Source organism: Arenibacter nanhaiticus, from assembly GCF_900141935.1.
Taxonomy (GTDB): domain Bacteria; phylum Bacteroidota; class Bacteroidia; order Flavobacteriales; family Flavobacteriaceae; genus Arenibacter; species Arenibacter nanhaiticus.
Genome location: NZ_FQYX01000043.1, coordinates 1 through 26,038, shown reverse-complemented (window position 1 = coordinate 26,038; position 26,038 = coordinate 1). Strand labels below are relative to the sequence as shown.

The window sequence follows — 26,038 nt, the reverse complement described above, 5'->3', positions numbered from 1 at the left end:
AGGTGAAAAACATCATTAGCGTCCTCATATCCCTGCATCAGCATAAATACGCGTTGCTTTAAAAGTTTCTCTATCGTATGGGTGACTAAGATGGGATTGCGACTATCTGGAATAAATTTACTGAAATACCTGATTAACTTGTGTTCCCGCTCTTTTTTCTCCAGTAAAACCAGAGAACCATCAGAACTTATTTCTTCTGCAGAAAAATCTACGGAAATTGATTTTTTACCTCGGTAGAAAACTGTATTTTTAGTACTCAAAATTGGGTGATTTTAGTGTTAGTAAAGATGCCTGTAAGCTCTTTAAATATAACACTTTACACCCAATTTTACTATATTCCCATGAATTATCCGGGTTAAAAAATCGCTGGATTTTTCAACCTCCTCAGGACCGCTCATAAAAGCATGGGGCGTAAAAAGAAAGCCTCATGCCTTTATCCTTGCCACCGCACAGTTAATTGCCATGGACTAAAGGGAAACCTCCCAAATTTATATAAGCAGGTGCGCCCTATTCGATTTTTGCTTTACGATTATCTTCCCGAACACTACAAAAATCGAACAGGATCCATGCGCAAAGTTTAAGGGTAAGATTTGGGGGGAATCTTTAAACAATCAAATTTAATTCCTGCACTTTATCCAACGTCATGTTTTCAAATCAATAATAGAAGCTTCCTAGCTCCATCCAAAACGGAACTAATCAATACCTTTAATTAAATTTAGGGTATCGATTAATTTGAATGATCCATAAACTCACTGGATCCATCAGTTGTAACCCTTTTTCTTTTCAGCCTTTATGCTGTCGGTAACCCAAAAAAGGTTTTTATTTCTTTCATTTAAAGCACAATAGCACTTGATAAGTGCTTCTAGACTGTACATACATACTTTTCTAAAATACCACCTCCCATATTGTTTGGAATACAAAAGGGAGTTTCAATAGGGGTATTTGATGTTCCTCCCTTATGACAATTACCATAAATAAAACCTAATCCTTACAGATTCAACCCTTAGCTATGAATGGCACAATTTGCTCCGATAACATTAGCACAAATTGAACCGAGGGATAGATTAAACTCTTTGTTTTTTTGCCCTTTCTTTATTTTTAAACTATAGCATATACAGTACAGGATTTTTGTTGACAGGTCCCCTTACACTAAACCAGGTCCCAATTTTAAAATGTTTTTCTGACAATATTAATTATAGATTTTTTGCATTTAGATGATATCAGTAGTTAAATGAATAGAGAAAAGATTTATCATAAATAAAATTGCTGTTTTTTTGGTTGAATAAGAGGAGTAAGGCTATTGTTCTTTCGAAATAACAACAATAAAATTGTATGTATTTCTTCCCCAATTGATCGTCTTAGAATAGAAAAAGCTTTAGTAATATGGGCTTCAACAGATTTGATGGAAATTTGTTTATACTCTGCGATTTCTAGGTTAGTTAGTCCGTCATGTTTACTAAGAATAAATATTTCTTTACATTTGGGTGGTAAGTTTTGTATTTCACGTTTTACCAATTTTATTTTGCGATCTAACACATGTTCATTTTCAACTTCATTAATAGTTGTGATCGTATCTATATATTTTTTGTCTAGAGGGACCATTATTTTTTTTTTGCGATATTCGTCTATAAATCCATTATAAACCGATCTATAAAGAAAATTTCTTATTTCAACATCGGATTTTAATTGGTTCCGTTTTTTCCATGTATTAATAAAAACATTTTGTACAATATCTTCTGCAGCTTTATGATCATTAATTAGGTTAAAGGCATAAATGCAAAGCTTATGATGGTAGATATCTATTAAAGTTGTGTATGCCATGGAATCTCCCGATTTCAGAGACTCAATAAATTCTAAATTGTTCGAATAAGTACTACGCATATGCTAAATTGGTGGTGGTTGGTGATTTTATAAGGCAATTTATTAAAAATTATCAATAGAGTTCTAAGCGTCTAAAAAACAATTTGATAATATCAAAAATATTTCTGATAGACCCTAAAACGATAAGTCTTTTTGGAAGTCTCTTCGATTACGCTAAATACAAAACAAAAAAGGTACGTAAAAATACATACCTTACTCAATAAAGTTAGCCTTTGGCCGGATTGTGTAATTATTACAGTTCATAAAACAACAGACGACAAGGGGGGCATCCCTAAAGGGTAGTGTTATAAATATCGATAAATTTTAGAATGGTTTTTCGTTGTTAAATGTTTGGGACAGCAACGGTATTTATTTTATGATAGGGTATAAGGATAATATTCAAATTAAAACTCTAAAAGATTTACGAGTACCTGAAAATAGACATCAGCACATTCCAAAGGATGAAATTATCGAACTTACTGGTAACAAAATCAAGAACGAATTTCCTAGAAAATTATGCAGATTGGCCTTATGGAATGATAAGAACCAACAAACCATTGAAATAATTTTCAATAGAATATCCTTACAGCACAAAAAATACAGGTAAAATACTTGATGTATTTTTTTAATCTTTCTGCCTAGGTAGAACCATATAGTTGACTCGATAATTCCTAGTAAAAGGGCTACCAATTCCATATAAATATATACAAAAGTTATTTTTAAAATTTATCAAATAAGGTAATTATGCCAAAAACTGGCTGAATTTATTATTTCCAAAATTTATTTAGACCGGTATTGAAAAATTAATCTAAAAAGATTAGGGTTATTTAAAAGTGACACGTAATAGATATAAATAGATAGTAGGGAATGAACAATAAAGAATTAGAAAATATAATAGTCAAATATTTAATTCATCAAGCCTCCGAAACTGAGATGGATCAACTTTTTTTTTGGTTAAAGGATGAACAAAATGGGCGATTGTTCTACGATTATGTACAGATTAATTATGCTTTTGAACATGAAATGAGACAATTCGATGCCAATAAAGTAAAAAGAAAATTAGAGCAATTGATGGCCGAGGAAAAAAAGATAATTAGACTAAGGACCATGCGTAAAATAGTTGGTTATGCTGCTGTTGCTGTTTTAGCCAGTTTACTGTTTACAGGTTATTTGCTAAAAGATGAATTTTTGAACAAGCCAGTCGAAAAACATACAAAAATCGTGAACAATAATATAGAAACGGGTTCTAATAAAGCAACCTTAACCTTGGGAGATGGTTCACAAGTTGCCTTGGAAAAAGGCAACAACTATCAAATTGAAAATGCTATCAGTGACGGCGAAGGAATTATTTATGAGGAAGGAGAAGTAAATACTTCCGAAATTGTCTATAACTTTTTAACCGTGCCAAGAGGAGGTCAGTTTCATCTTTTTTTATCCGATGGCACAGAAATATGGTTGAATTCAGAATCCCAACTTAAGTATCCTGTAAGTTTTAAAAAAGGCCAAACCCGAGAAGTTGAACTGGTTTACGGCGAAGGATACTTTGATGTTTCGCCAAGTGTCGAACATGAAAGTTCAAAGTTTATAGTGATAAATCAGTCTCAAAAAATAGAGGTTTTAGGCACGGAGTTTAATTTAAAGGCCTATAAGGACGAATCAAAGATGATTACCACCTTGATAGAAGGAAAAGTTGCTGTTAGTACTGCAACAGCACACAAAAATCTAGAACCTTCACAACAAGCAACTTTAAATCTTAAAGACGGTACTATGGCGGTATCTGAAGTAGATGTTTACCACGAGATTTCTTGGAAAGAAGGTGTTTTTAGTTTTCGTAGAAAACCCCTTGTAGAAATTATGAAAGTATTATCCCGTTGGTATGACATGGATGTAAATTTTCAAAATTCAGAACTCGAGAATGTAGGGTTTAATGGGGTAATAGATAAAGATCAAAATATTGTGGAAATATTGAATACAATAAAAAATTTAGGAATCATAAAGGATTATGAGGTCATAAATAAAACAATAATATTAAAATAAAATAAGAATATATAAAAAAAGGAACGAAGAAGAACATTTAGCGGTGCATCAACTTCGTCCCTATAGTATGTACTAATTAAACAAATGTCTAACCAATACTTTCTAAATTTATGAAAATTAAATTAATTAATGCTCGGTCATTCTATCGAAGGCGAATCCTAATTATGATGATGAAAACCTATTTATTTCTATTCTGTACGACCATTTTTGGGTTTACTATAGAAAAATCATTTTCCCAAGAGAAAATAACTATTAAAGTTGAAGAGATAGTTTCCGTAGATGATGTTTTTAATATTATTCAGGACCAAACAAAATACCGATTTTTATATCCACAAAATTTGTTTGCAAACGCTCCGAAGGTACAATTGAAGAAAGGTGTAATCCAAATTTCGGACCTTTTAAGCGAAAGTCTCTCCAATATTGACATTGAATATGAATTATCTCCAAACAATCGTATTTTAATAAGGCAACAGAAGCCACTGAGAGTATCTACAATTATTCAGAAACAACACAAAGTTTCTGGTACGGTCACGGATGATATGGGTGAACCTTTACCCGGAGCAAGTATTATTGAAAAGGGAACAAAAAATGGTGTAACATCTGATTTTAACGGTCATTTTACTTTAAACGTTTCGGACGAAAATGCAATATTGGTTGTCTCATATTTGGGTTTTGTGACAAAGGAAATCTATGTTAATGGGGAGAAGAATGTTCTGGTAAGCTTAAAGGGAGATGTTGCTAGTTTGGATGAAGTGGTTTTAGTGGGGTATGGTACCCAGAAGAAAGAGAAATTAACTGGAGCAATATCTAGTGTCAACTCTAAAAAATTAACTGTTTCCCCAGTAGCAAGTACAAGTAATGCACTTGCCGGTCGACTACCTGGCCTTATTTCTAAGCAGTCAAGTGGACAACCAGGGGCGGATGCAGCTTCATTGAGTATTCGTGGATTTGGGAATGCTTTAGTTATTGTTGATGGTATAGAATCAAGTTTTAATAATATTGATGCCAATCAAATTGCGTCTCTTTCCATTCTAAAAGATGGTGCGGCTTCGATCTATGGTGCTAGAGCAGGTAACGGGGTTATACTCGTTACAACAAAACGTGGACAGATTCAAAAGCCAACAATAACATTGACCAGTTCAAAAACTTACCAAGGGGTTACTAAAATGTTAAAGCCAGTTAACGCAGGACAAAAAGTTGAGCTTTCCAGAGAGGGGCACTTTAATAGTGGCGGAACTGAACAAAATGCCCCATATACCTTGGAGGCCATGAATAAGTATTATGATGGAACCAATCCTTTATTTCCCAATACAGATTGGTATAGTGTACTTATGAGAGATTGGGCCCCTCAGCAACAACATAACTTATCCGTAAGAGGTGGAAGTGATAAAATAAAATACTATGGGTTTTTAGGGTTTCTAGATCAAGAATCAATGATTAAGAAGAATGGAGGAAACTATGAACGCTTCAATCTCCAGTCAAACATTGATGCTCAAATCACAGATGAACTTGCAATGCAGTTGGATATTGCGAGTACCTTTGAAGATAGAGATTATCCTGCAAGGGGAATGGGGGTAGGAGGTTATATGTGGCAAGATTACTGGACTACAGACCCAATGTATCATTCTGAATTCCCAGATAAGACAAAAATACCCTTCGCCGATGGTGCAGGAACGGGGGGACTTCATATCACATCCAATAGTGATATAAGTGGATACAATAAAACGCAAGACAAGAATTTTAGAGGAACTTTGGCTTTAACCTATAAGATAAAGGCAGTAGAAGGCTTATCTCTAAAAGCATTTGGGAATTATAATCAAAACTTCGTAAATAATAAGGTCTTTACGAAACCGGTAAAGTTATGGTCCTGGGATCCTGAAAGCGATATTTATACTCAAGTCGGTTCTTATGGAGGAAATGCTTCTTTATCTCAGAGTAGCGCTAATAATAGGACTGTTACAACTCAATTATCTGCAAACTACAAAAACACCATTAACGATACACATGAAATATCCGCTATGGTTTTATTAGAAACGATAGATTTTAAAGCGGAGAACCTATTCGCTTCACGAGATAGATTTTTGACTAGTTCTATTGATTACTTGTTTGCAGGAAGCCCAGTTGGTATGGGTAATTATGGTGGTGGTTCAGAAATGGGACGACAAAGTGTGGTGTCCAGATTAAACTATGCTTACAAAGATAAATATATGCTTGAAGCTATTACACGTGCCGATGCTTCTGCTAAATTTTCTAAAAATCAAAGATGGGGCTACTTTCCAAGCTTTTCATTAGGTTGGTTAGTTTCAGAAGAAAATTTCATGGAGGGGTTTAAGGCTCTTGACAAATTGAAACTAAGGTTTAGTTATGGGGAATCCGGAAATGATGCTGTCGCAAGCTTTCAGTATTTAACCGGATATTCGTTTAATCAAGTGTACCTAATTGGAAATGGGGTTCAAAAAGGGCTTATGTCTAGTGGTTTGGCAAATGAATTTTTGACATGGGAAGAAATTGCAGTAAGAAATGCCGCCATTGATTATTCCTTTTTTGATGAAAAAATTTATGGATCATTAGATGTGTTTTATCGAACGCGTTCTGGAATTCCAGGTACACGTTTAGCTTCATTACCATCAACTTTTGGAGCTGATCTTCCTCAAGAAAACTTAAATGAATTGAGCGACAGAGGATTTGAATTTAGTGTTGGGAACCGCGGGGAAATAGCAGAGTTAAAGTACGATTTAAATGCTAATATATCATGGTCAAGGGCAAAATGGGAAAAAATTGATGAGCCCGAGTACACGGATCCAGATCAAGAACGTATTAATAAAAAAAATGGAAATTGGATAGATTTAGAGTACGGTTATAAGACAAACGGCTTGTTTACGAGTCAGGAACAAATAGATAATTTGAACTATGATGCCGATACACAAGGAAATTCAACTTTAAAACCAGGGGATATAATTTATTTGGATACAAATGAAGACGGAGTAGTTGATTGGAAGGATAAGGTTGAAATTGGACAAGGTGCTCGTCCTCATTGGATGACAGGTTTTGATTTGAATTTGCAATATAAAAATTTTGAACTTTCTGCCTTGTTTCAAGGTGCCTTTGCCTATAATACAAATGTTACTTTAGGAGCAGGGACTACAACCTCCTTTTATAATAGATGGACAGAAGAAAATAACAACTCTAATGCCATTGTTCCCCGTATCGGTAGTACTGCCGCTAACCCTTCAGGTTTAAACGATTTTAATTATAAGAGTGCTAGTTATCTTCGGTTGAAATCAGTTTCATTAGGTTATAGCTTACCTGAAAAATTATTAAATTCAATTAATATTAGTGATGCACAATGTTATGTTGCGGCAACAAATTTATTGACATTTAGCAGGTTAAATAAATACGATGTTGATCCCGAAGCTCCAAATACCGGTTGGTATTATCCTCAGCAGCGTACAATAAGTTTAGGGGTGAAATTTTCTTTATAGGATCTAATAACAATTTTAAATTAAGTAGAATGAAAAAAATAATATACATAGTAATGTTTTTGATGATTTACTCCTGTCAAGACGATATTTTAGACAAGAGTCCGCTGGGAAGTATTTCTGATACAGTTGTTTGGAGTGATCCTGTTCTAATTGATAGCTATCTTATCGATCTTTATGCGCAAACTCCTGTTTTTGTAAATGACGCGACCAGTACAGGAGGTCCTCATAGTACAAATTTGGTAGGGATGTTTACAGTAAACGAGATGTCTGATGAGGCTACATTTGGCTGGGGTTTCTATACACGTTTTGAAGTTGCTAATGCAAAAGGAGGTTTGTTAGATATAAATGGTGGTATGCTGGAATATTGGGAATTACCGTATAAGGTAATCCGCGCCTTAAATGTTTTTATTGAGAAAATAGCCGATGCTCCTGTTCCAGAAAATTTTAAAAAAGTCCGTACCGCAGAAGCAAAATTTCTTAGAGCCTTTAATTATTTCGCTATGGTTAAACGTTATGGAGGAGTTCCCCTTATTACGAAAGCACAAAACATAGATGATTCCAGAGAGGAGTTATATCCTGCTCGTAATTCTGAGAAGGAAGTATATGATTTTATTATTTCGGAAATGACTTCTGCTGCAAAAGACTTACCTTCTGTTGTCCCAACTGAAGACCTTGGGAGGCCTTCTAAATTTGCTGCATTAGCATTAAAATCCAGAGTGGCTCTTTATGCTGGTAGTATTGCCCAGTACGGGGATGTACAGTTAGATGGATTGTTAGGGTTTCCAATTGGAGAGTCTGTTAATTACTATCAAACATCTTATGACGCTTCTTTAGAAATTATTTCTGAAGGGCATCATGCTTTGTATAATCAAGACACAGATAAAACTAATAATTTCAAAAATATATTTTTAAATGAGGGGAATCGGGAAACAATATTTTCAAAAAGATACGATGGGGTTTCTAATGGTGGTATAGTTTGGGGGTATGATTTTGCACAAGCACCTAATCCACATGCATGGGGAGCAGGGAATAAGGATGCCCCTTTCTTAGAGATGGTCTATGAATTTGAAAGGCTTGATGGCAGTCCCGGAGTTATAAGTTCAGAGGAGCTTGGAAATTCCCTATGGACAATAGAAGAATTATGGGGAGGTCGAGATCCTCGCTTGCTGGCTACTATATATACGCAGGATACTCCATGGCAAGGGGAAAAAGTGGATTTTCATAATGGCATTATATTAGAAGATGGTACTATACAACATGAGGGGTCCTATTCAGGAGAAGACGGTAGTGGAGAGGTAATATTAGCAAAAGGTCGTGATTTTCAGCCATCCGGAACAGGCTTTGGGGTAATGAAATACCTAGATCCTAATGCTGATAATTTGCAAGGTATAGCAAATTCAAAAACTGACTATATTGTCTTTCGGTATGCTGAAATTTTGTTGAACTTAGCAGAATCGGCCTTTGAATTAGGAAAAACTGATGAAGCTTTGGAGGCGATAAATAAAATCAGGGAAAGAGCAGGAATGCCAGTTCGTACATCTATTGATTTCGATGATATTGTGCATGAGCGTAAAGTAGAACTAGCGTTTGAAGGACATAGGTATTGGGACCTGCGAAGATGGAGAAGGGCAGAAGAAAAGCTTACAGGAGGTAATAGTGGTATACGTTATGTTTATGATTATGGGCAAGACAAGTATGCTGTTTGGCTTTTTGACAAGAACGTAGAAACAGTATATGGAAACGGTAATAGAGTACCGCTTTTCAAACCGCATTATTATTATTTCCCTATAACTTTATCGAGAACAGGTCAAAATCCAAACCTTTTAGAGAATCCTGGATATTAGCGGTATTAGTTCCGTATCAGGACTTTTTTTTAGAATGAAAAGCTGGGGAAGTACCTTTTGTATTTTTAAAGGAGTATTGCCCTTATTAATTATCCATTCTTGTTTTAACCAATCTATAAAAATCATGATTAATTATTTACAAATAATCCAAATTATATTTTCTTCAATAAAACGAAAGAAGAACCCATTATTTCATAAGATTTATTGTTACAGGAAACCTTATTTAAACCTTGCCATTTTGTGTTTATTTATGAATAGTGCAATTGGCATATCTCAAACAAGGTACAGTGTTTCACCAGAAGGAATAGGACTGTCTTCTTTAACAGGGGCGAAAAATGATATCAAGAATAAAACTTCAGGGATGAGTTCCGATATCACAGTGTTATTGGGCAATGGGACCTATGTTTTGAATGCCCCTTTGGTGTTTGATGAATCTGATGGGGGGGAACAAAACTTCAAGGTAATTTATAAAGCTGCACCTGGAGCTAAACCAATTATAAGTGGAGGGGTAAAATTAAGAGGTTGGCAGAAAGATTCGGTTGAAACTAATATTTATCGTACAAAAATATCGGGGATAGAACATGTTAGAAACATTTATGTAAACGGAAGGCGCGCTAAAAGAGCCAGAGGGTCTGTTAAAACAGGGGTGTCTCTTTATTCTGAGAATGGCTTAAAGGAAGGAATATTGTTTAATAAAACAGATATTGAACAATACGGCAATCCTTCGAATTTAGAAATAAACTACTTGGACCGTTGGCGTGATTTCTATTTTTTAGTAAAATCGATAGAGGATGGTGCAAAAATTGCTGATGTTCCAGACGACCAATATTTAGTTAGGATAAAGAACTTTAATTGGTATTATACCATGGCATATCCAGTTATTTCTCCCGGAAATGGAGGGCCCATGGATCAATTTTATTTTGAAAATGCTTATGAACTCTTGAATGAGCCTGGGGAATGGTATTTTGATAGTGCAACCGACTTTTTATACTATTATCCAGTTTTGGGCGAGGATATGGAAACGGTAGATGTTGTCATTCCAAAATTAGAGCAACTGATAAAAATTAAATCATCCTCAGGAAAAGATTTGGTGAAAAATCTATATTTCGAGGGATTGGAATTTGCACATAATTCATGGACATGGCCATCCATTAATGGCTTTGGAACAATACAAGGGTCAGCAGTTATTTCAGACAATAATGCCAGTGCGGGTGATGTAACCCAAGATCAGCGAAAAATAAAATTACCAGGGGCAATACAAATTGAAGACGCCAAGAATATTACATTTAAATCAAATATATTTACCCATATTGGAAGCTCAGGTATTGATATAAAAAACAATTCAGACTCTCTAAATATAGAAAGAAATACCTTTTTTGATATTTCCGCTTCTGCGATCTCCGTAGCTAGTTGGGAGCACCGAACCATTGATACTCCAAATGAAGGACCTATAAGCAATACTTTAATCAAAAATAATTATATTGGGAATATAGGGGTTGAGTTTGCTTCTTCTTCAGCAATTGAAGGATTTTATACAAGCAATATGATCGTTGACCACAATGAACTTTACAACATGCCATATTCTGGTATTTCCATTGGATGGGGTTGGCACCGTAGTTTATCGGCTCTTGCTAATAATTCTGTAACCAACAACAAGATTACTGGGGTGGTCCAAAAATGTCATGATGGTGGTGGAGTTTATACCTTAAGCGCCTTCGACGGGAGAGGAATGCTAATTGAGGGAAATTTCATAGATGAATTGTCCTTACCTCCACGCACAAACAATGAAGGGGTTATTTATGCAGATGAAGAAAGTTCTAATTTAAATATAAAAAACAATGTTGTAAAAAGCTCTAGAAAATGGTTTTTCTATAATGCACCAGGCACCGTTTCTGTAGATTCCATGTATGTATCAAGCAGTACTTCTAACTGGGGAGGGAACAAAGGAAGTAATACCAATGTGACATTAAATACAAACAATGTTTGGGATTTGCCGAATTTAACTGCCGATCAGATTCAAAAAAATGCCGGAATTCAGGATGGTGAAGAACCTCCATATATTCCTGTGAAAAACGTAAACATAGCTTTAAATAAACCAGTACTTTCCTCATCATATTATGATAGCGGAAGTATTTCCTCAAATGCAAATGACAACTCTATAACATCGTTCTGGCATTCTGGTGCGAAAGATAAACCTTGGTTTTATGTTGACTTGGAGGATGAATATGTAATCAGTTCTATTCAATTGGTTACTCGCCAAACAGGTATCAGTTATTTAGAAGCTCGTAGAAATTTTGTTATTGAGGTATCCAATAGTTTAGATTTTCCAGCTTCGGAAACCAAAATATTATTTGTGCAAGACAGCGTTCCTTTAGCTGATCGACAAGTTTTAGATCTGGAGTATACAGGATTGGATCCATTTAGGTACGTTAGAGTAAGGAAAACAGTCTTGGGAGAACATATGTTGATCTCCGAAATAAGGGTTTTTGGTGAAAAAAAAAAGACTCCTGACTGTTCGACATTGATAGCGGAAGTTACCAAAGACCAAGAAGTCTATTTGGGTTATGAGGATAGTAATTGTACAAATCTGAAGTTGCTTCATGTCACCGGCGGATCGGGAGAATATTCCTACCTATGGGATACAGGAGAAACCACCTCAGAAATTAGGGTATGCCCTATTGAAAACACTACTTATTCAGTTGAAGTGACGGATACTTTCGGTTGCAAAACCACTCAAGAAATAACCGTAGAAGTAAAAGATATAAGATGTGAAGGCGGAAATTCAAACAATTCTAAAGTTGAGTTATGTTATAAAAGCAAGACAAAATGTTCTTCCGTAAATGCGGTGCCTACATTGTTAAGTCTAGGTGCTACCTTGGGTCCTTGTATAGGGAATGAAATTGAGGAAATTATTGAAAATATTTTGGTGTCCCCAAATCCAACTCGCGACACATTTATACTAAAGGTTACCGCTGCGAGAAAAGCAAATTTGAACATAGCAATTTACAACATCTTTGGATACATGGTAATGAGGGATAAAGTCGAAATGAAGGAAGGTATAAATGAATTCCAATTGGATTTAGGGAAGTATCCTCAGGGTGTTTATATTACAAAAATAGAATGCCAGGGTTTCAAAAGTAGATCGTTAAAAATTATAAAAATTTAATCTTTTTTGTATAAAATCATTTTATTAAAAGGTAAAATGGTAAAAATCACCATTAATGAGTGTCATTAATGGTGATTTTAAGGTGGGATTAATAAATATATAATAACTAGAAAATATCCCGAGTACGAGTCCCTAGATTAAAAAACGAAGATTTTATCTAATCGATCCTTAAAATAAATACAGTCATTTTCTATCGGCTAAATGAGTGTGTATTTTTACTAAAACCACTTACATAAAAGACAAGGCTTTATTATAGACTCCATCCAGTATAGGGCCTTGTCTAATGTGTTGAAAAAAAGAGATTGAGAGTGTAAAATAAATTCTATCAGAATTTTATTATCCTTACCTTAGAGGAACAACTCAAAGCCAATAACGAATCCTGTCTATAAACCAAAGTAATCTTTTGTGGCCATTGCAAATAGGAATTCGCAGAATTGTGTTCCGATATGATTGATGATATCCTTATTGATTCTGAAGGCTCCTGTAATTTTTCCGAATAGATATTAGTGAAACAGCTATGAAGAATAATCGTCTATTTTTAATGTTTTAGAGTATGGCCCACCAACATTAGGAGAGCTCTAGGCTACGGTCTATAGATTTTGACGGAGTCTTCCATAATGATTAAATGATTGAAGTTTCCGTTAGCAGAACCTAGTCTATTGCTAATATCATTAAGGGATTGGCTTTTTGAAAATTGATAAAACAGGATAATAAGCATGTGGGATAAACGTTTAAAACCTTTAGCATGTTAATCAGTTTGATGAAATCTTATGGGTTCTGTTGTACAAACCAGGATATTATGAAATAACCCTCTAGCTTTATTGGGGGCTAATCTAATGAAAGCTTGTTTTTAAATCTACAATAAAAGCTCACTAGCCTCATCCAAAACAGCACTATCCAATTCTTTTAAATAGGCCTGGGTTATCGCTAAATTTTGATGGCCCATAGATTCACTGATAACATCTGTTGCAACCCCTTTTTGTTTAAGGCAGTTTGCAAAACTATGTCTGGCCACATAGCTACTTAAGGACTTGTCTATTTCACATATTTTTGCGATTTCCTTAAGCTCTTTATTATAGCGTTGTAGAGTTTTATGTTTTCTATTTTCTAGTTGGGTAGGGGTTAATTCATCCTTTAACAGAATGGGGAATACATACTTGGTGCCCAATGAATTTTTGTGATAATAGTCCAAAATTTCTCTAACTGGAGGTAAAATTTTAATCATAAAATTACCTTTGGTTTTAGAACGGGTATAAAAAATTTTGTCATTATCAACGGTTTTCCACTCTAGCTTCATCATATCGGCAAAATTCATTCCCCTGGTATAAAAACTAAAGACAAAATAGTTTCTACTATTGGTGAAATATGGATACTTATTTAAGTCAAGTTGGACTATTCTTTTTACCTGATCTATTCTTAGTGCCTTTTTAAGGCCCTTACCCTTAAGCTTAGAAATCTTATATGTTTTAAAAGGATAGAATTTCTCTTTGGCTATATTACGTTCAATAGCAAAATTGTATAGGGCCCTAATGGCCCTCATTTTTACACCTATTCCTCCATCGGAACCACCTCTCGCCCTTAAAAAGACTTCAAATTTGTGAAGGAAGGCCGGAGTAATCTCCCTAAATGTCAGTTTTAATGAATTATGAAATAATTTGACGATATACCGGGAGTCTTTATTTACTCGGGCATTCCCTGTTCTTCCGGCCAGGAGGTTTTCTGCTATTATTTCATCCCAAAATTCGAATACATTATTTTTTATGGGATTTGATTCGATACGGTATCTTTTTTCAAATTCTTCTAGGGTATAATCGTCCTTTTCCAAATGGAGTTCACCAATAATTTGTAACGCCCTGTCTTGGAACTTATGTATCAAACGATTGTTTTGAATATAATTCTGATTCCGTTTGTTAAATTTACCTGTTTTGGCATTCCATTCATTTTCTGTTGCATTAAAGAGGGTCTTGAAATATTTTGTTTGGCGATCTTTGGTAATTCTGAGGCATATGGGATACGCTCCCGTTGAGAGTTTCTTTTTCCGTAAAACTGTCTTGACATTAATCATTTCTTTCCAAAAACGGGTACAACATAGGTACAACAAATAGCCCTTTAAAGGTAAAATAAATGCAATTCGTTACAAAATAAAAGATCATAAAGTATTGATAATCAGACTATAAGAAAATAAATGACACTTAATGAAGGCTATGTTAAGTAACTCATAATCAGGTGGTCCCTGGTTCGAGCCCAGGTGGGACCACTTAAAGCGCAAAGCCCATATTCCGTTAGGAGTGTGGGCTTTTTGTTTTTTGGATATTGGAATACCGAAGGTGTAACCGATGTACCAAAAAGAAAGTGAAGACAAGGGATCTATAAACAATCGAATTTAATTCCTGCACTTTACCCAACGCCTTGTTTTTCAAATCCATAAAACAAGCATACGAGCTCCATCCAAAACGGAACTAATCATTACCATTAATTAAACTTGGGGGATCGATAAATTTTAATGCTCCATAAATTCACTGGATCCGTCAGTTATACTCCCTTTTTTACTTTAGGTACTCTCCGATCTTTTTTTCCCTTCCGGCTGTAAGCTGTCGTTTACCCAAACAAGGTTTAATAATAGCACTTGATAAGTGCTTCTAGGCTATTTATACATACTTTTCTAAACTACCACCTCCCATATTGTTTAGAATACAAGCGGGAGTTTCAATAGGGGTATTTGATGTTCCTCTCTTATAAAAATATCAAAAGGAGTAAACCTTCCTTATACCTAATAATGGTATTTGGGCTATATCTTTTAATTGGATGTAGGGTCAGGCAGTCTAGGGAATTACTCATAAACAACCAAGGGGGGTTGAATATCATTAATTCCGTGGTTTTGTATTTATAATTACATCTTATAAGTTGAATATACTTACTTTTTGATAAATTACTTATATTGGCTAGTTGTGCTACATATTGACAAGCTAACTGAAAAATATTACCGATTATGACTTTCAATTTTCTCATAGTATTTTCAAGTATCGTAACTGGAACAATAGGATTAATTGGTGGAATGATTTTTAAAAAGAACCCTCCAAAAAAAATTAATTGGTGGTACGGATATCGAACAAAACGCTCGATGGAAAACCAAGAAAAATGGGATTATGCACAAAAAATAGGTGCTGAAAATATGATGAAATATTCATCAATTCCGTTTTTGACAACAATATTTGGATTTTTTATCGATAAACAGGACATCGTTTTGAGTTTTGGAATAGTAATGATAAGTACTCTATTGTGGGCATTTTTCAGTATTTACATAACAGAAACTAAGCTGAAATCGGAATTTGATAAAAAAGAAAAATAATCAAATAAAAAAAATATGTTGCACAACAATATATCCGCAATTACGGTTGATTCGACTACGTCCGAATCCACTCGATATTGCCAACATCAGTGCCAATCCGAAATTACGTTTATAAACCCGTAACTGACGGTCATACGAACCCTTGCACAACATTTACCCAAAAAACAAAAACGAATGAAAAAAAACTTACTGAATTTACTATTTGGACTTTTAATTACACTAACCTACGCTCAAGAAAACGACAACATTACAACGGAAAAAATTTGGAGAGTGAATTTTTTAAACCCTGGTGTTGAATTGGAATTACCAACTGGAACTTACTCAACGTTCTCTGCTGGACTTGGAATTGGCTTTGGAGGCGGATATCCTGACCTAACTTTTGGAGGTAGTGGATTTATTTACATAATCAGCCCATTTTTAGATGTTCAAGAAAAATGGTTTTACAACTTGAACAAGCGGAACAACAAAAATAGAACGACTGAAAACAATTCTGGAAACTTTATTTCTCTACGATTTATAACTCGTGGCAATTCAATTGCTGAAAGCGTAAACCGAACATCTGACCTTGATTTCGCAATTGGACCAACCTGGGGAATTCAAAGAAAATACGGGAAGAATTTTCACTTACTTTTTGACGTCGGACCTCAATACTATTTCGACACAAATGGAAATGGAAATATTTGGCCAATTATGCTCCAATTGAATTTAGGGATTGATTTTAAAATGAAATAAAAAACATTAGACAATAACAAAGACTTCGTATGGTCGGTACGGCCAAACATGAAGACTTTGTTGACTGGATATTCTGGAGCATACTGCCCCCCCTGAAGCCCAACTTATAGGTGGACCGAACCGGGTTTAGTTTTCCTTACTATAAGGGTGACTTTTTAGATGTGGTGTTTTATAGAAGGAAAACCCTCTCTCCTGGCACAAAACGAACAGCAATACTCATCGCGCACTACTTAAAGCTGCATACTTGGCAACAAGCTACGGAGCCTAAACAATTCCAATAAATGATGCTAAAGGAGAGAAGCCCCCACAATGTCGATATTCTTGCGGGAGGTTCGCTCCCAGTACTTTGTACTGCTTCGCTCACCACCCTCAGAACCGCACAAGAGCAAAACCTTCCTCCATTCCTGCTAAGGGATAGTTCCCGGGCAATTAGCAGTAAGTGGAAGGAACTATTTCCCAGTATACAGTAAGTAATGCCCTTGTATTGCCTTCAATAAAACCAAACCCTTACAAATTCAACGGTAAGCAAGGAATGGCACAATTTGCTCCGATAGCATTGGCACAAAACGAACCATAATATCCCGTCCCTTTTCCGAGAAATATTTTGCGAGTTTAATTTTCGGGAATATTGGATAGATATATTATCTCGCTCCAATATAAAATCTTTAAAGTAAAATAAGCTAATGTTTTTCTAAATCACAGAAGTAATCATTTTTCCTGTTGAAGATTAAAAAATAACTGATATTCATGTAGAGTAATTGTTTTTCATGGTATATTTATATATCATTTTTCATAAAAACATCTATGAGTAAATATTTTTCACAGAAACTAACCGTTTTTCACGGCCGAATATTACCTGAAAAAGGGTTTTTAGTAGGTTATGGGTTATTGATAAAAGCACTCGAAAGTCAATGTAAGCTAGATGTTCCTTTACCAGAAACCCTAGCCATAGCAACCGATAAACATCAACGTTACGATACAGAAAACTGGAAAGTATTTACGATTAGACATAAACCAAGTGATGATTTAAAAAGTCATTTGGTTTTTGCTCTAAAATATGAAGCATTAGATCTTTTTATCTTAAAGAAATTTTTTCAAACATTGGGAAAAGAGATCGTTATAACAATGTTGGAAGAAGAACCGACAGGTCAATATACTAGAAGGGCATGGTTCTTATATGAATGGCTGTTAGGAGAAAAATTAAATGTGCCAGACCTCAAAAGAGGTACCTACGTGGCTATTGTTGATGATTCCATGCAGTTTACAAAAGCAGCTACAAATTCGACAAGACATCGGGTAAAAAACAATTTACCGGGAACACCTGAATATTGTCCGATGATACGTAAAACAAAAACAATCGAACAATATATTGGAAAAGGGTTGTCTGAAGCTATTGAAATAGGCTTAGGAAAAAGAAATAAAGATTTGGTACGAAGAACAGCAGCATTTTTATTATTGAAAGATTCAAAGGCTTCTTTTGCTATTGAAGGTGAATATCCTCCAAATATGCGAGCTCGGAATTGGGGCAAAGCAATTGGATTATCAGGTAAAACGCCACTTACCATTGAGGAGATCGAACGTTTACAGGACATCGTAATTGGAAGCAAGAAACTCCGTAATATGGGTTTAAGAAAAGGAGAAGGTTTTATAGGTGAGCACGATAGTGAAACCTTTACGCCAATGCCAGATCATATATCTGCTAGCGCTAAAGACTTGCCTTCTTTGATGCATGGTTTACTTGAAACGAATGCCATTTTGCAGGCTGCGGGATATGACCCTGTATTAGCAGCAGCAACTATATCTTTTGGTTTTGTTTTTATCCACCCTTTGTCAGATGGTAATGGTAGAATACATCGTTATCTTATCCATCATATACTTACTAGAATGGGATACACAAAAAGAGGCGTTATTTTTCCAGTATCATCAGCTATTTTAGACCGTATCGATGAATATCAAGATATTTTAGAAGATTTCTCATCACCTAGGATCGATTTAATTCAATGGAAAGAAACTCCTGATCATAATGTAGAAATACTAAATGAAACCGGGGATCTTTACCGTTATTTTGATCTTACAAAGCAAGCGGAGTTTATATATAGTTGTGTAGCAGACACGATTGAGAAAATTATTCCGGAAGAACTGGATTATTTGGAAAAATATGACCACTTGACAAAGTTTATAAATGACCATATAACCTTACCTGACAATGAAGTAGATTTATTAATTAAGTTCTTAAATCAAAATCAAGGAAAACTGTCAAAAAATAAACGAGAGAAGCATTTCGAGGAATTAAAAGATGAGGAAGTTAAAATAATAGAGGGCGCATTTCAAGATATTTTTATGGAGAGTTGATCCATTTGCAATTATTCTTGTAACAAAAACGCAAAAATTCTAGGCAGACCCAGGCTATGCTTAAGGTGGTAATCTTCCATTGCCCATGTTCTTGCGGGAGGTTCGCTCCCAGCACTTCGTACTGCTTCGCTCACCACCCTCAGAACCGTGCACAAGAGCAAAACCTTCCTCCATTCCTGCTATGGGATAGTTGCCGGGCAATTAGCAGTGAGGTTAAGGGGCTTCATTCGTTGCGTATTATGCTACGAATGCACATCTTATTCGTTGTATACTGAAATTTCCGTTGCAAAATTTGCATGGAAAGGTCGGGTTAATCCTTGCATCGGGGCAAATTGAACCGAAGAATAGATTGCTTATTTTGCTTTTTTTGACCTTTATCACAAGATTTTAGGAACTAGTTTAGACTTTGAGACCGGTCTGTAATTAGTTTCTGGTTTAGGGATAAACTCCCCAATAAAAATAGTAAAAACAGTAAATAGTGTTTACCTAACCAGAGTTCGCCAAAAATCTGTAACGCTTTGTCTTGGAACTTAAGTATCAAACGATTGTTATGAATATAATTCGCATTTTGTTTGTTAAACTTACTTACTTTGGCGTTCCATTCATTTTCTGTTGCATTAAAAAGGGGGCTTGAAATATTTTATTTGGCGATCTTTGGTAATTCTAAGGCATATAGGGAATGCTCCCGTTTAGAGTTTCTTTTTTCGTAAAACTGTCTTAACATTATTCATTTCTTTCCAAAAACGGGTACAACATAGGCGCAACAAATAGCCCTTTAAAGGTGAAACAAAAGCTATAAAGCAATAATAAAAAATAAGACACTAAATGAAGGCAAAATTAAGCAACTTAGGATCTGTAATGCTCTCTAATTTCCTTTTCTATATCCTCGTCCCATAATCTGGTTAATAATTCCTTGGCCAGCTTGTGGTAATACTTTGCTTTTGCTTCTTCCCCGTTTTGATGATAGACTTCGGATAACTTATGGATTGCAGGGATATACATATCATTTATTCTCAAACAAAGTTTAAATTCGCGTATGGCATCCTTATGCCTTCTCTGTTCGGCCATTTTCATACCCTTCTTAAAGTGTGTTTCTATTTCCATTACATCATTGTCGAACTTAGAGTATATTAGGCTTTTGGATTTTGTGGTGATAAAAGAACAAGGGAGTTCACGAGTAACCTTACTGGTAACGCTTCCCATTAGCACACGCTTTAAGCCCGAGCGTCCCGTTGTTCCCATGATCAGCAAATCGTGCTTGTGTTTTTTAACCATATCGACAATGGTAAGGGGAACACTACCTATTTGAAGGTCTATTTCATAATCCACTCCGGAAAAATCAAAATCTTTTAAGAATTTTTTCATTTCTTTTTCTAGATATCTCATACGTATTGTGTTCTCCTCTTCGAAATCTTCTAATTGATATCTAGGAGAAAAACTTAGTACAGGTTCTACAACCCCCAATACCCGTAATGATGCTTTAAAATCCTGCGCCAATGAAATAGCGTTTTTCAGAGCACTTTTAGAGGGTTCCGAATAGTCTACCGGACAAAGTATATTGCTTATTTTGGTTTTTCCTTTGGGAGGCACTACCCAAACCGGAATTGGGGAGTATCGCATTAATTTTTCGGCACTATCTCCCAACTTATGTCGATGTCCCTGTATTTTTCGACCAGATCCTGCAATAATCAAATTTACATCTTGGGCAGATGCTTCCTTTAGGATATTGTCTATTAGTTTTCCTTGCTTTATGATAGGATCCTTAGTTATAATACGTTCTTCTATTAAGGTCTCGTTTATCTTGTTGAGAAACTCTGTGGCATTGTCCAATAATGCTTTATGTACTTTAATACTTCCAACTCCCGCTTCTTCGGGGAGTACATGGATAATAATTACTTCGGAACTATATACGCGGGCAATTTTAATAGCCGTATTTATTTGAGCATCGTACTGGTCATTTATGTCTATAGGAACCAGAATTCTATCAAGTTGCTTCATATTTTTTATTTTTGTAAGAATAACACCTAAATTTAAGAAATGATATCGTTAAACATAAGATCTTTTTAAGATTTATTTAATATCTACCATGAATTATTATAAATAATTAGTTATTGATGAAAATTGTCAAGAATATGATTTAGTAAAGTTTTGGAACCTTGACCTTGGTACAAATGCATTTAAACTACTTCATAGGACTTCAGATCGTTTTAACCAGGTAAAAAACAGCTTCGTCATATAGTACACAGATGCATTGTATGAAGCATATATAACATATGGCATTACAGTCCTATTCCTGCCACAAAACGAACCGAGGTAGAGATAAAAATACTCTCTTCTTTTTTGGCCTTTCTTACGAAGGGCTTAGGGACAGGTTTGGACTTTGATCCCGGCCTGTAATGAGCCTTCCGGAATTTGTGATTTATTAAAGTACGGTAAGCTTCATTTTTGAACCGCGGTACACCAGACCCGCTAAAACTGTGCTTAGCGCAGCGGAAGGGTTTGTTGAGGCATATGATTTATAACAAGGTATTCGTGAATGCTTTGGCTTTTTAGGGGGGGTACTCCGTCCAAGGACGGTGGAACCATCCACTAGACTACCAGCCGTTTTTTATTTTTTCAGCAGTAATTTCTTCAATAATTTCGCCTTTCCCTTCCCAGTTGTTTTCAACGGTTTTTAAAAGAAATTCCGCCTTTTCCAAGTGTTCTCTAGATGTTAGTTTGTCCTTATTTAAAGTTAACTCATATAGGGATAGATAAAATTCGTAATACCTGGGATAATATCTTATCCCAAGTTCATAAATTTTAGTAGCATATTCTTCAAGCTCATTGTTCCAATAGCGAGAAGCAATTCCGTTTATATCAGAAATTTCAGGGGGATAATCGTAAATTCCAATTTTTGAAGCTATCTCTATTTTATTTAATTCCTCAGATATTGAACCTGGATTATTTATTAGTTTATATTCCATATCTACTGTAGCAATTTCAAAGTAGCGGCTTCTATAATCTTCAAATACTTTTGTCAGTAAAGTTGGCATAGTTACAATCGGAACAGAATTATGAGCCGAATAATTAGCTTCAAAAGTTATAATCGAGTTAAAAAATGATGGGAATTGAATTTTTAGTTTGTCGTATTTCATTCTGTGAGCAACATCTTTATCGATACTTCCTATAGAGATTGAAATTTTTGACTTATCTGTTGCTTCGGATTGTTCAAGTCCTTCTACAAGTATTTCCATTCGGTCAAATGGTGAATTTGCAATTACGGCAGTGTAATAGTCTGGATGATTGTAAAATGAATAAAGTGAAAATGATGCTGAAAAAGAATGTCCTATAATTACTTTAAATTTACTAGGATTATATCTTAATAATTTTTCGTCAAGCTCTTCGGTGATAAATTTATCTAATGGTAGTTTTGTTTTTAAATTCACTATAGCGCATTCTTTAATTCTATCTTTTAATGGAATTACAACAATAATAGCACTTGGAATTTCTTTAGTGAATCGTAAATACTCAATATCAGAAATCGTAGGTTTAACAAACCATTCGTTTTGTCCATCAAGTAAATAGATGACAGGAAATTTTACGGAGTCCGATTTGTATTTGTAGAATTCCGGTTTGTGAATGTAGACCGTTCTTTCTTCTCCGAATGTTTTTGAGTAAAAGGAAAGTGTATCTATTTCTTGTCCAAATGTTATGGCCGAAACAATAAACAATAATAGAAAACCTATGTTTTTCATTGATGATTTTTTCTAATGGCTGGTAAGTCGTTATATCATATATTGTGTTTTATGACTGTGGATAACAGCGATAATAAGGTACGGCTATCTATTTATAAACAGCAATACCAATATTATAATTTAGGTAGGTGAATAACAAATTAAATTTTAATAAAATACAACAAATGGCCTATGTTTAAGTAGAGAAGCCCCACAATATCCATGTTCCTGCGGGAGGTTCGCTCCCAGTACTTTGTACTGTTTCGCACACCACCCTCAGAACCGCGCACAAGAGCAAAGCCTTCCTTCATTTCCAGCGATGTAATAGTTCCCGGGCAATTAGCTGTAAGGGGAAGGAACTATATCCCAGTATAGCGGAAGTTATGCAATTGTCTTGCCTTTAATAAAAACCGAGCCCCTAAAAATTCAACGGTAAGCTAGGAATGGTACAATTTGGTCCGATAACATTGGCACAAAACGAACCGAAGAATAAATTGGTTTTTGAACATTCTCACAAGGGTTTAGGAACTGGTTTAGACTTTAAGGTCGGTCTGCAATGAGCCTTTCTTAGTGCGTAGGCTAACTATTTCAAATCAAAAAGATTATCTTTAAATCAACAATCAGACCTACAAAGCGAAAAGTTCGGATTACAGCAAACTGTGCTGTTGGTTAAGATGGTTTAATCCTATATTGTTTTTCGCAAGCAATGAACTTTACTCGACCAATAGAAATGTGAAATTTAAAACGTATAAAATGAGAAATTCAATTTTCACCCTATTTATTTTAGCCCCTCTATATTTTTTTGGTCAAAATCCAGATTATATCGTTTCCTCTTATTTAACGGAGGGTACAAAAGCACCAAATACGCATTACATAGGGGAAGCCTGGTTGAGTGCCATTATTCACAATGATGCTGAATTGGGCTATAATATAACAAAAGCAACCTTCAGAGCAAACTCCACATTAGATTGGCATAAGCATAGTTCTGCCCAGGTTTTAGTAATTGTAAATGGCGAAGGATATTATCAGGAGAGAGGGAAAGAGGCCGTAATTTTGAAGGAAGGAGATGTTATTAAATGTGGGAAGGATATCGAACATTGGCATTCCTCTACCAAGTATAGTGATGTAACGTACTTGGCTTTCTATGGTGCTGAACAACCTACTATTTGGACAGAGGTACTAACACAAGAATATTATGATAAGATAGCTGAAAAACTAAAGAAGTAATTAATAATTATCTTTTTGAAAAGAGTGGGGCTGTGGGAGACTTAAAACTAAGTTGTTCATATTTTTAATAAGAAGAACGAGGGTGTTTATTTCAATTATTCTTGTAACAAATTATAAGCTTTCCTAGAAATGTAAAGACCCTATCTCTAAACCGTACACAGCTTTGGGGATAGGGTCTAAAGCGGTCAGAAAAACACTTAATTAATCAAAATCTTTCATACTATTCAAACTTGGGGTAACATTTTCTTCAACAACAATTTGATTATTCTTTACGAAGGCAACACAGGGAAATGCTAAATTCGGATCTCCTTTAATTGATAAGTTTTCATAAATGTTTAATATAGACCTATGGAATATTCCCTGATGAATTACAGTGTCTTGGTATTTGATGGTTATAGGTTTATCTAAATTCAGCATATCATCATTGATTAATAATTTGAGGCTATCGGCATAGTTTTCAAGTATTTTGATTTCATTTAAGGATGGACTGTATTCAACTAAAATTTCGCCTTTAGATATAATTTCATTTTGGGGTACTTTAAGCCAATAAAAGCTTGAATGATGTCTATTGTCCTGTTTCCATACAACCCTTTTTGGAATGGGATTACGTTGGTGATTTTTCATCCAAGGAAGAGCTACAGCATCTTGAAGATTCATCCAATGCCCCAAACCAGCATGTATCCGAACATCATGTATATATCCTTGAGGGTCATTGACTTGTAAACGGTCAAGGTCTGTGCCCCATTGCTGTGCCACCTCATTTCTGTCATAGGCATTATCCAAAGCTCCTACGTGTATTGCAAAAGGCGTATTTCTAAGTCCTAAAGGAGATGCATCATTGGGATGTCCGGCCATCATAGAAGCCGCCGCCCACCTATCGGCCATTCTCGGAGCTAATTGGTATAGACCATCCCCGCCAGCGGAGTACCCTAGAATATAAACTTTATTAGGATTTACATCTTCTTTTAAAACAGCTAATTGAATAATAATATTTAAAAATTCATCTATATGATCTTGATGCCATAGGTTCCATGTATTAGTAGGAGCTCTTGGTGCAAGATAAACACCTTCAAGTGAATTCATGGTTGCATCGTACAAATGTTGCTGATTTTGATATTGCTGGTCATTAGCGGCTGCTGAAGTTCCACCACCACCATGTAATGAAATGAATAAACTACGCCCATCCGCAGGTTTCGTTCCAAATATTTGATAATAAAAAGGCATTTGGTAGTTACCATAAGTAAGCAGTCGATTATCCCATTGTGTACCGTAATCATTAAGCATTCCTGTTTGTTTATCGGCTAATAAAAGGTTCTGCACAATAGTAGCTTCGTTTTTAGTTAAAGCTTGTTTGGCGAAACTCAAATTTTCTAGTGGAGGTCGGCTTGCTGAAGTTAAAGCCAACCAATTTTTTAAATCAGTAATTTGTGCATTGCTTATTGAAGAAATCAATAAAAACAATACCAATACCCTAATTCTTGTTGTGTACATAAGTAAATTAATTTTAATAGTCGCTAAGGACAGTCTGTCTCAAATCAACTTTTCAATTGTTTAAAATAGGATTTAATTTGGTGTCCGGAAAGTAAAAAGGGAAGAAGTTAAAATATTAGAAATTGTCACTAAATCACTTTTAGGACCTGCTTTTGACCGATAGGGACTTTGTGAGTATTTCGCAATGTTTTGTGTTACCAACTCTAAGGAATAACGATTGTTATACTCTTGGGAAGATGTGCAAGTGAATGAGAATCAGTAAAAGCTATTATTGTTATTGGCTGAGGAACAACCTTACGGAAAGGGCGGTAACAGCAACAAAGACACTACCCCTGTATTAAACTTACACCGTTAACGGGATAGTGTCAGTAATAGCAAAGCCATTTGTTTGCTCTTCTGTTAATTGTATTGCTACATAAAATTGTGAGTCTATCCAAAATTTTGTGTTTTTGAAAAATAATTTCAAAATTCATAGGTTTAAAATAATTTGATTATAACCTATTTGGAAAACAAATATACAATTGATTGTAAATTTGCCCCCACTTAGATCTTGTTTTCTTCCATTTCTTACTGATGCTTTGAGCTGCTAAGTATATAGATTTAAGAGCTGCATCATCGTTAGGGAAGACCTTTTTATTGCGCGTATATTTTCTTAAACTGGCATTGAAGCTCTCAATAATGTTGGTCGTGTAGATGAGTTTCCTGATCTCTTTGGGATAGCTTAAAAAAGCCGTTAGGTTATCCCAGTTATTTTCCCAGGATTGAACGGCGGCTAGGTACTT

At 35.1% G+C, this 26,038-nt stretch carries 16 protein-coding genes and 1 pseudogene; 9 read left to right on the top strand and 8 right to left on the bottom strand.

All coding sequences use genetic code 11. The features are described from left to right. A partial coding sequence (locus tag BUA16_RS16850) for a transposase (RefSeq protein ID WP_178338913.1) occupies positions 1-260 on the bottom strand: 260 nt, incomplete at its 3' end. A 991-nt stretch (positions 261-1,251) separates the two neighbouring features. Beyond that, positions 1,252-1,821 (bottom strand): RNA polymerase sigma factor, encoded by a 570-nt coding sequence (locus BUA16_RS16845; protein ID WP_245795593.1) that lies wholly within the window; start codon positions 1,819-1,821, stop codon positions 1,252-1,254. 379 nt (positions 1,822-2,200) lie between these two features. On the opposite strand from BUA16_RS16845, the gene BUA16_RS16840 reads away from it, so the two are divergent. From BUA16_RS16840 to BUA16_RS16820, 5 genes are all read left to right on the top strand, one after another. Then, a complete protein-coding gene (locus BUA16_RS16840) occupies positions 2,201-2,467 on the top strand; it encodes a hypothetical protein (RefSeq protein ID WP_072765899.1) in 267 nt (88 codons plus the stop codon). Between the two features lie 260 nt (positions 2,468-2,727). Further along, entirely contained in the window at positions 2,728-3,897 is a 1,170-nt protein-coding gene (locus BUA16_RS16835; protein WP_072765898.1) for a FecR family protein, read from the top strand. Positions 3,898-4,007: 110 nt separating this feature from the next. After that, positions 4,008-7,379 carry a SusC/RagA family TonB-linked outer membrane protein gene (locus BUA16_RS16830; protein ID WP_072765897.1) on the top strand — a complete coding sequence of 1,124 codons (3,372 nt, stop codon included), beginning with the start codon at positions 4,008-4,010 and terminating at the stop codon, positions 7,377-7,379. Positions 7,380-7,408: 29 nt separating this feature from the next. Further along, positions 7,409-9,223 (top strand): RagB/SusD family nutrient uptake outer membrane protein, encoded by a 1,815-nt coding sequence (locus BUA16_RS16825; RefSeq protein ID WP_072765896.1) that lies wholly within the window; start codon positions 7,409-7,411, stop codon positions 9,221-9,223. Between the two features lie 250 nt (positions 9,224-9,473). Continuing rightward, positions 9,474-12,389: a galactose-binding domain-containing protein gene (locus BUA16_RS16820; RefSeq protein ID WP_178338912.1), complete on the top strand. Its 2,916-nt coding sequence runs from the start codon at positions 9,474-9,476 to the stop codon at positions 12,387-12,389. Between the two features lie 583 nt (positions 12,390-12,972). Here the strand turns inward: BUA16_RS16820 and BUA16_RS19255 are convergent. Both BUA16_RS19255 and BUA16_RS16810 read right to left on the bottom strand, forming a co-directional pair. Further along, positions 12,973-13,125: pseudogene (locus BUA16_RS19255) on the bottom strand (DUF4372 domain-containing protein); the annotation flags it as partial. Positions 13,126-13,245: 120 nt separating this feature from the next. Continuing rightward, the gene (locus BUA16_RS16810) at positions 13,246-14,454 is read right to left on the bottom strand and encodes a site-specific integrase (protein WP_072765894.1); all 1,209 of its coding nucleotides are present in this window, start codon (positions 14,452-14,454) and stop codon (positions 13,246-13,248) included. A 924-nt stretch (positions 14,455-15,378) separates the two neighbouring features. Here BUA16_RS16810 and BUA16_RS16805 point away from each other — a divergent pair. The 3 genes from BUA16_RS16805 (at position 15,379) to BUA16_RS16795 (ending at position 18,822) form a co-directional block, all read left to right on the top strand. Beyond that, complete coding sequence (locus BUA16_RS16805) at positions 15,379-15,738, top strand: SdpI family protein (RefSeq protein WP_072765893.1); 360 nt, start codon at positions 15,379-15,381, stop codon at positions 15,736-15,738. 174 nt (positions 15,739-15,912) lie between these two features. Further along, positions 15,913-16,470: a hypothetical protein gene (locus tag BUA16_RS16800; RefSeq protein ID WP_072765892.1), complete on the top strand. Its 558-nt coding sequence runs from the start codon at positions 15,913-15,915 to the stop codon at positions 16,468-16,470. An 804-nt stretch (positions 16,471-17,274) separates the two neighbouring features. After that, on the top strand, positions 17,275-18,822 hold the full coding sequence (locus BUA16_RS16795; protein ID WP_072765891.1) for a Fic family protein: 1,548 nt from the start codon (positions 17,275-17,277) through the stop codon (positions 18,820-18,822). 846 nt (positions 18,823-19,668) lie between these two features. Here the strand turns inward: BUA16_RS16795 and BUA16_RS16790 are convergent. Next, positions 19,669-20,820, bottom strand: coding sequence for a universal stress protein (locus BUA16_RS16790; RefSeq protein WP_072765890.1), 1,152 nt, complete (start codon positions 20,818-20,820; stop codon positions 19,669-19,671). A gap of 596 nt (positions 20,821-21,416) precedes the next feature. After that, a complete protein-coding gene (locus BUA16_RS16785) occupies positions 21,417-22,559 on the bottom strand; it encodes an alpha/beta hydrolase-fold protein (protein WP_072765889.1) in 1,143 nt (380 codons plus the stop codon). Positions 22,560-23,291: 732 nt separating this feature from the next. Between BUA16_RS16785 and BUA16_RS16780 the strand changes: the two genes are divergently transcribed. After that, positions 23,292-23,765, top strand: a complete 474-nt coding sequence (locus BUA16_RS16780) for a cupin domain-containing protein (protein ID WP_072765888.1) — start codon at positions 23,292-23,294, stop codon at positions 23,763-23,765. 201 nt (positions 23,766-23,966) lie between these two features. Here BUA16_RS16780 and BUA16_RS16775 read toward each other — a convergent pair whose 3' ends face one another. Both BUA16_RS16775 and BUA16_RS16770 read right to left on the bottom strand, forming a co-directional pair. After that, a complete protein-coding gene (locus BUA16_RS16775) occupies positions 23,967-25,256 on the bottom strand; it encodes an alpha/beta hydrolase family protein (protein ID WP_072765887.1) in 1,290 nt (429 codons plus the stop codon). Between the two features lie 491 nt (positions 25,257-25,747). After that, positions 25,748-26,038: transposase (locus tag BUA16_RS16770; RefSeq protein ID WP_178338911.1), on the bottom strand; the 291-nt coding region annotated here is incomplete at its 5' end.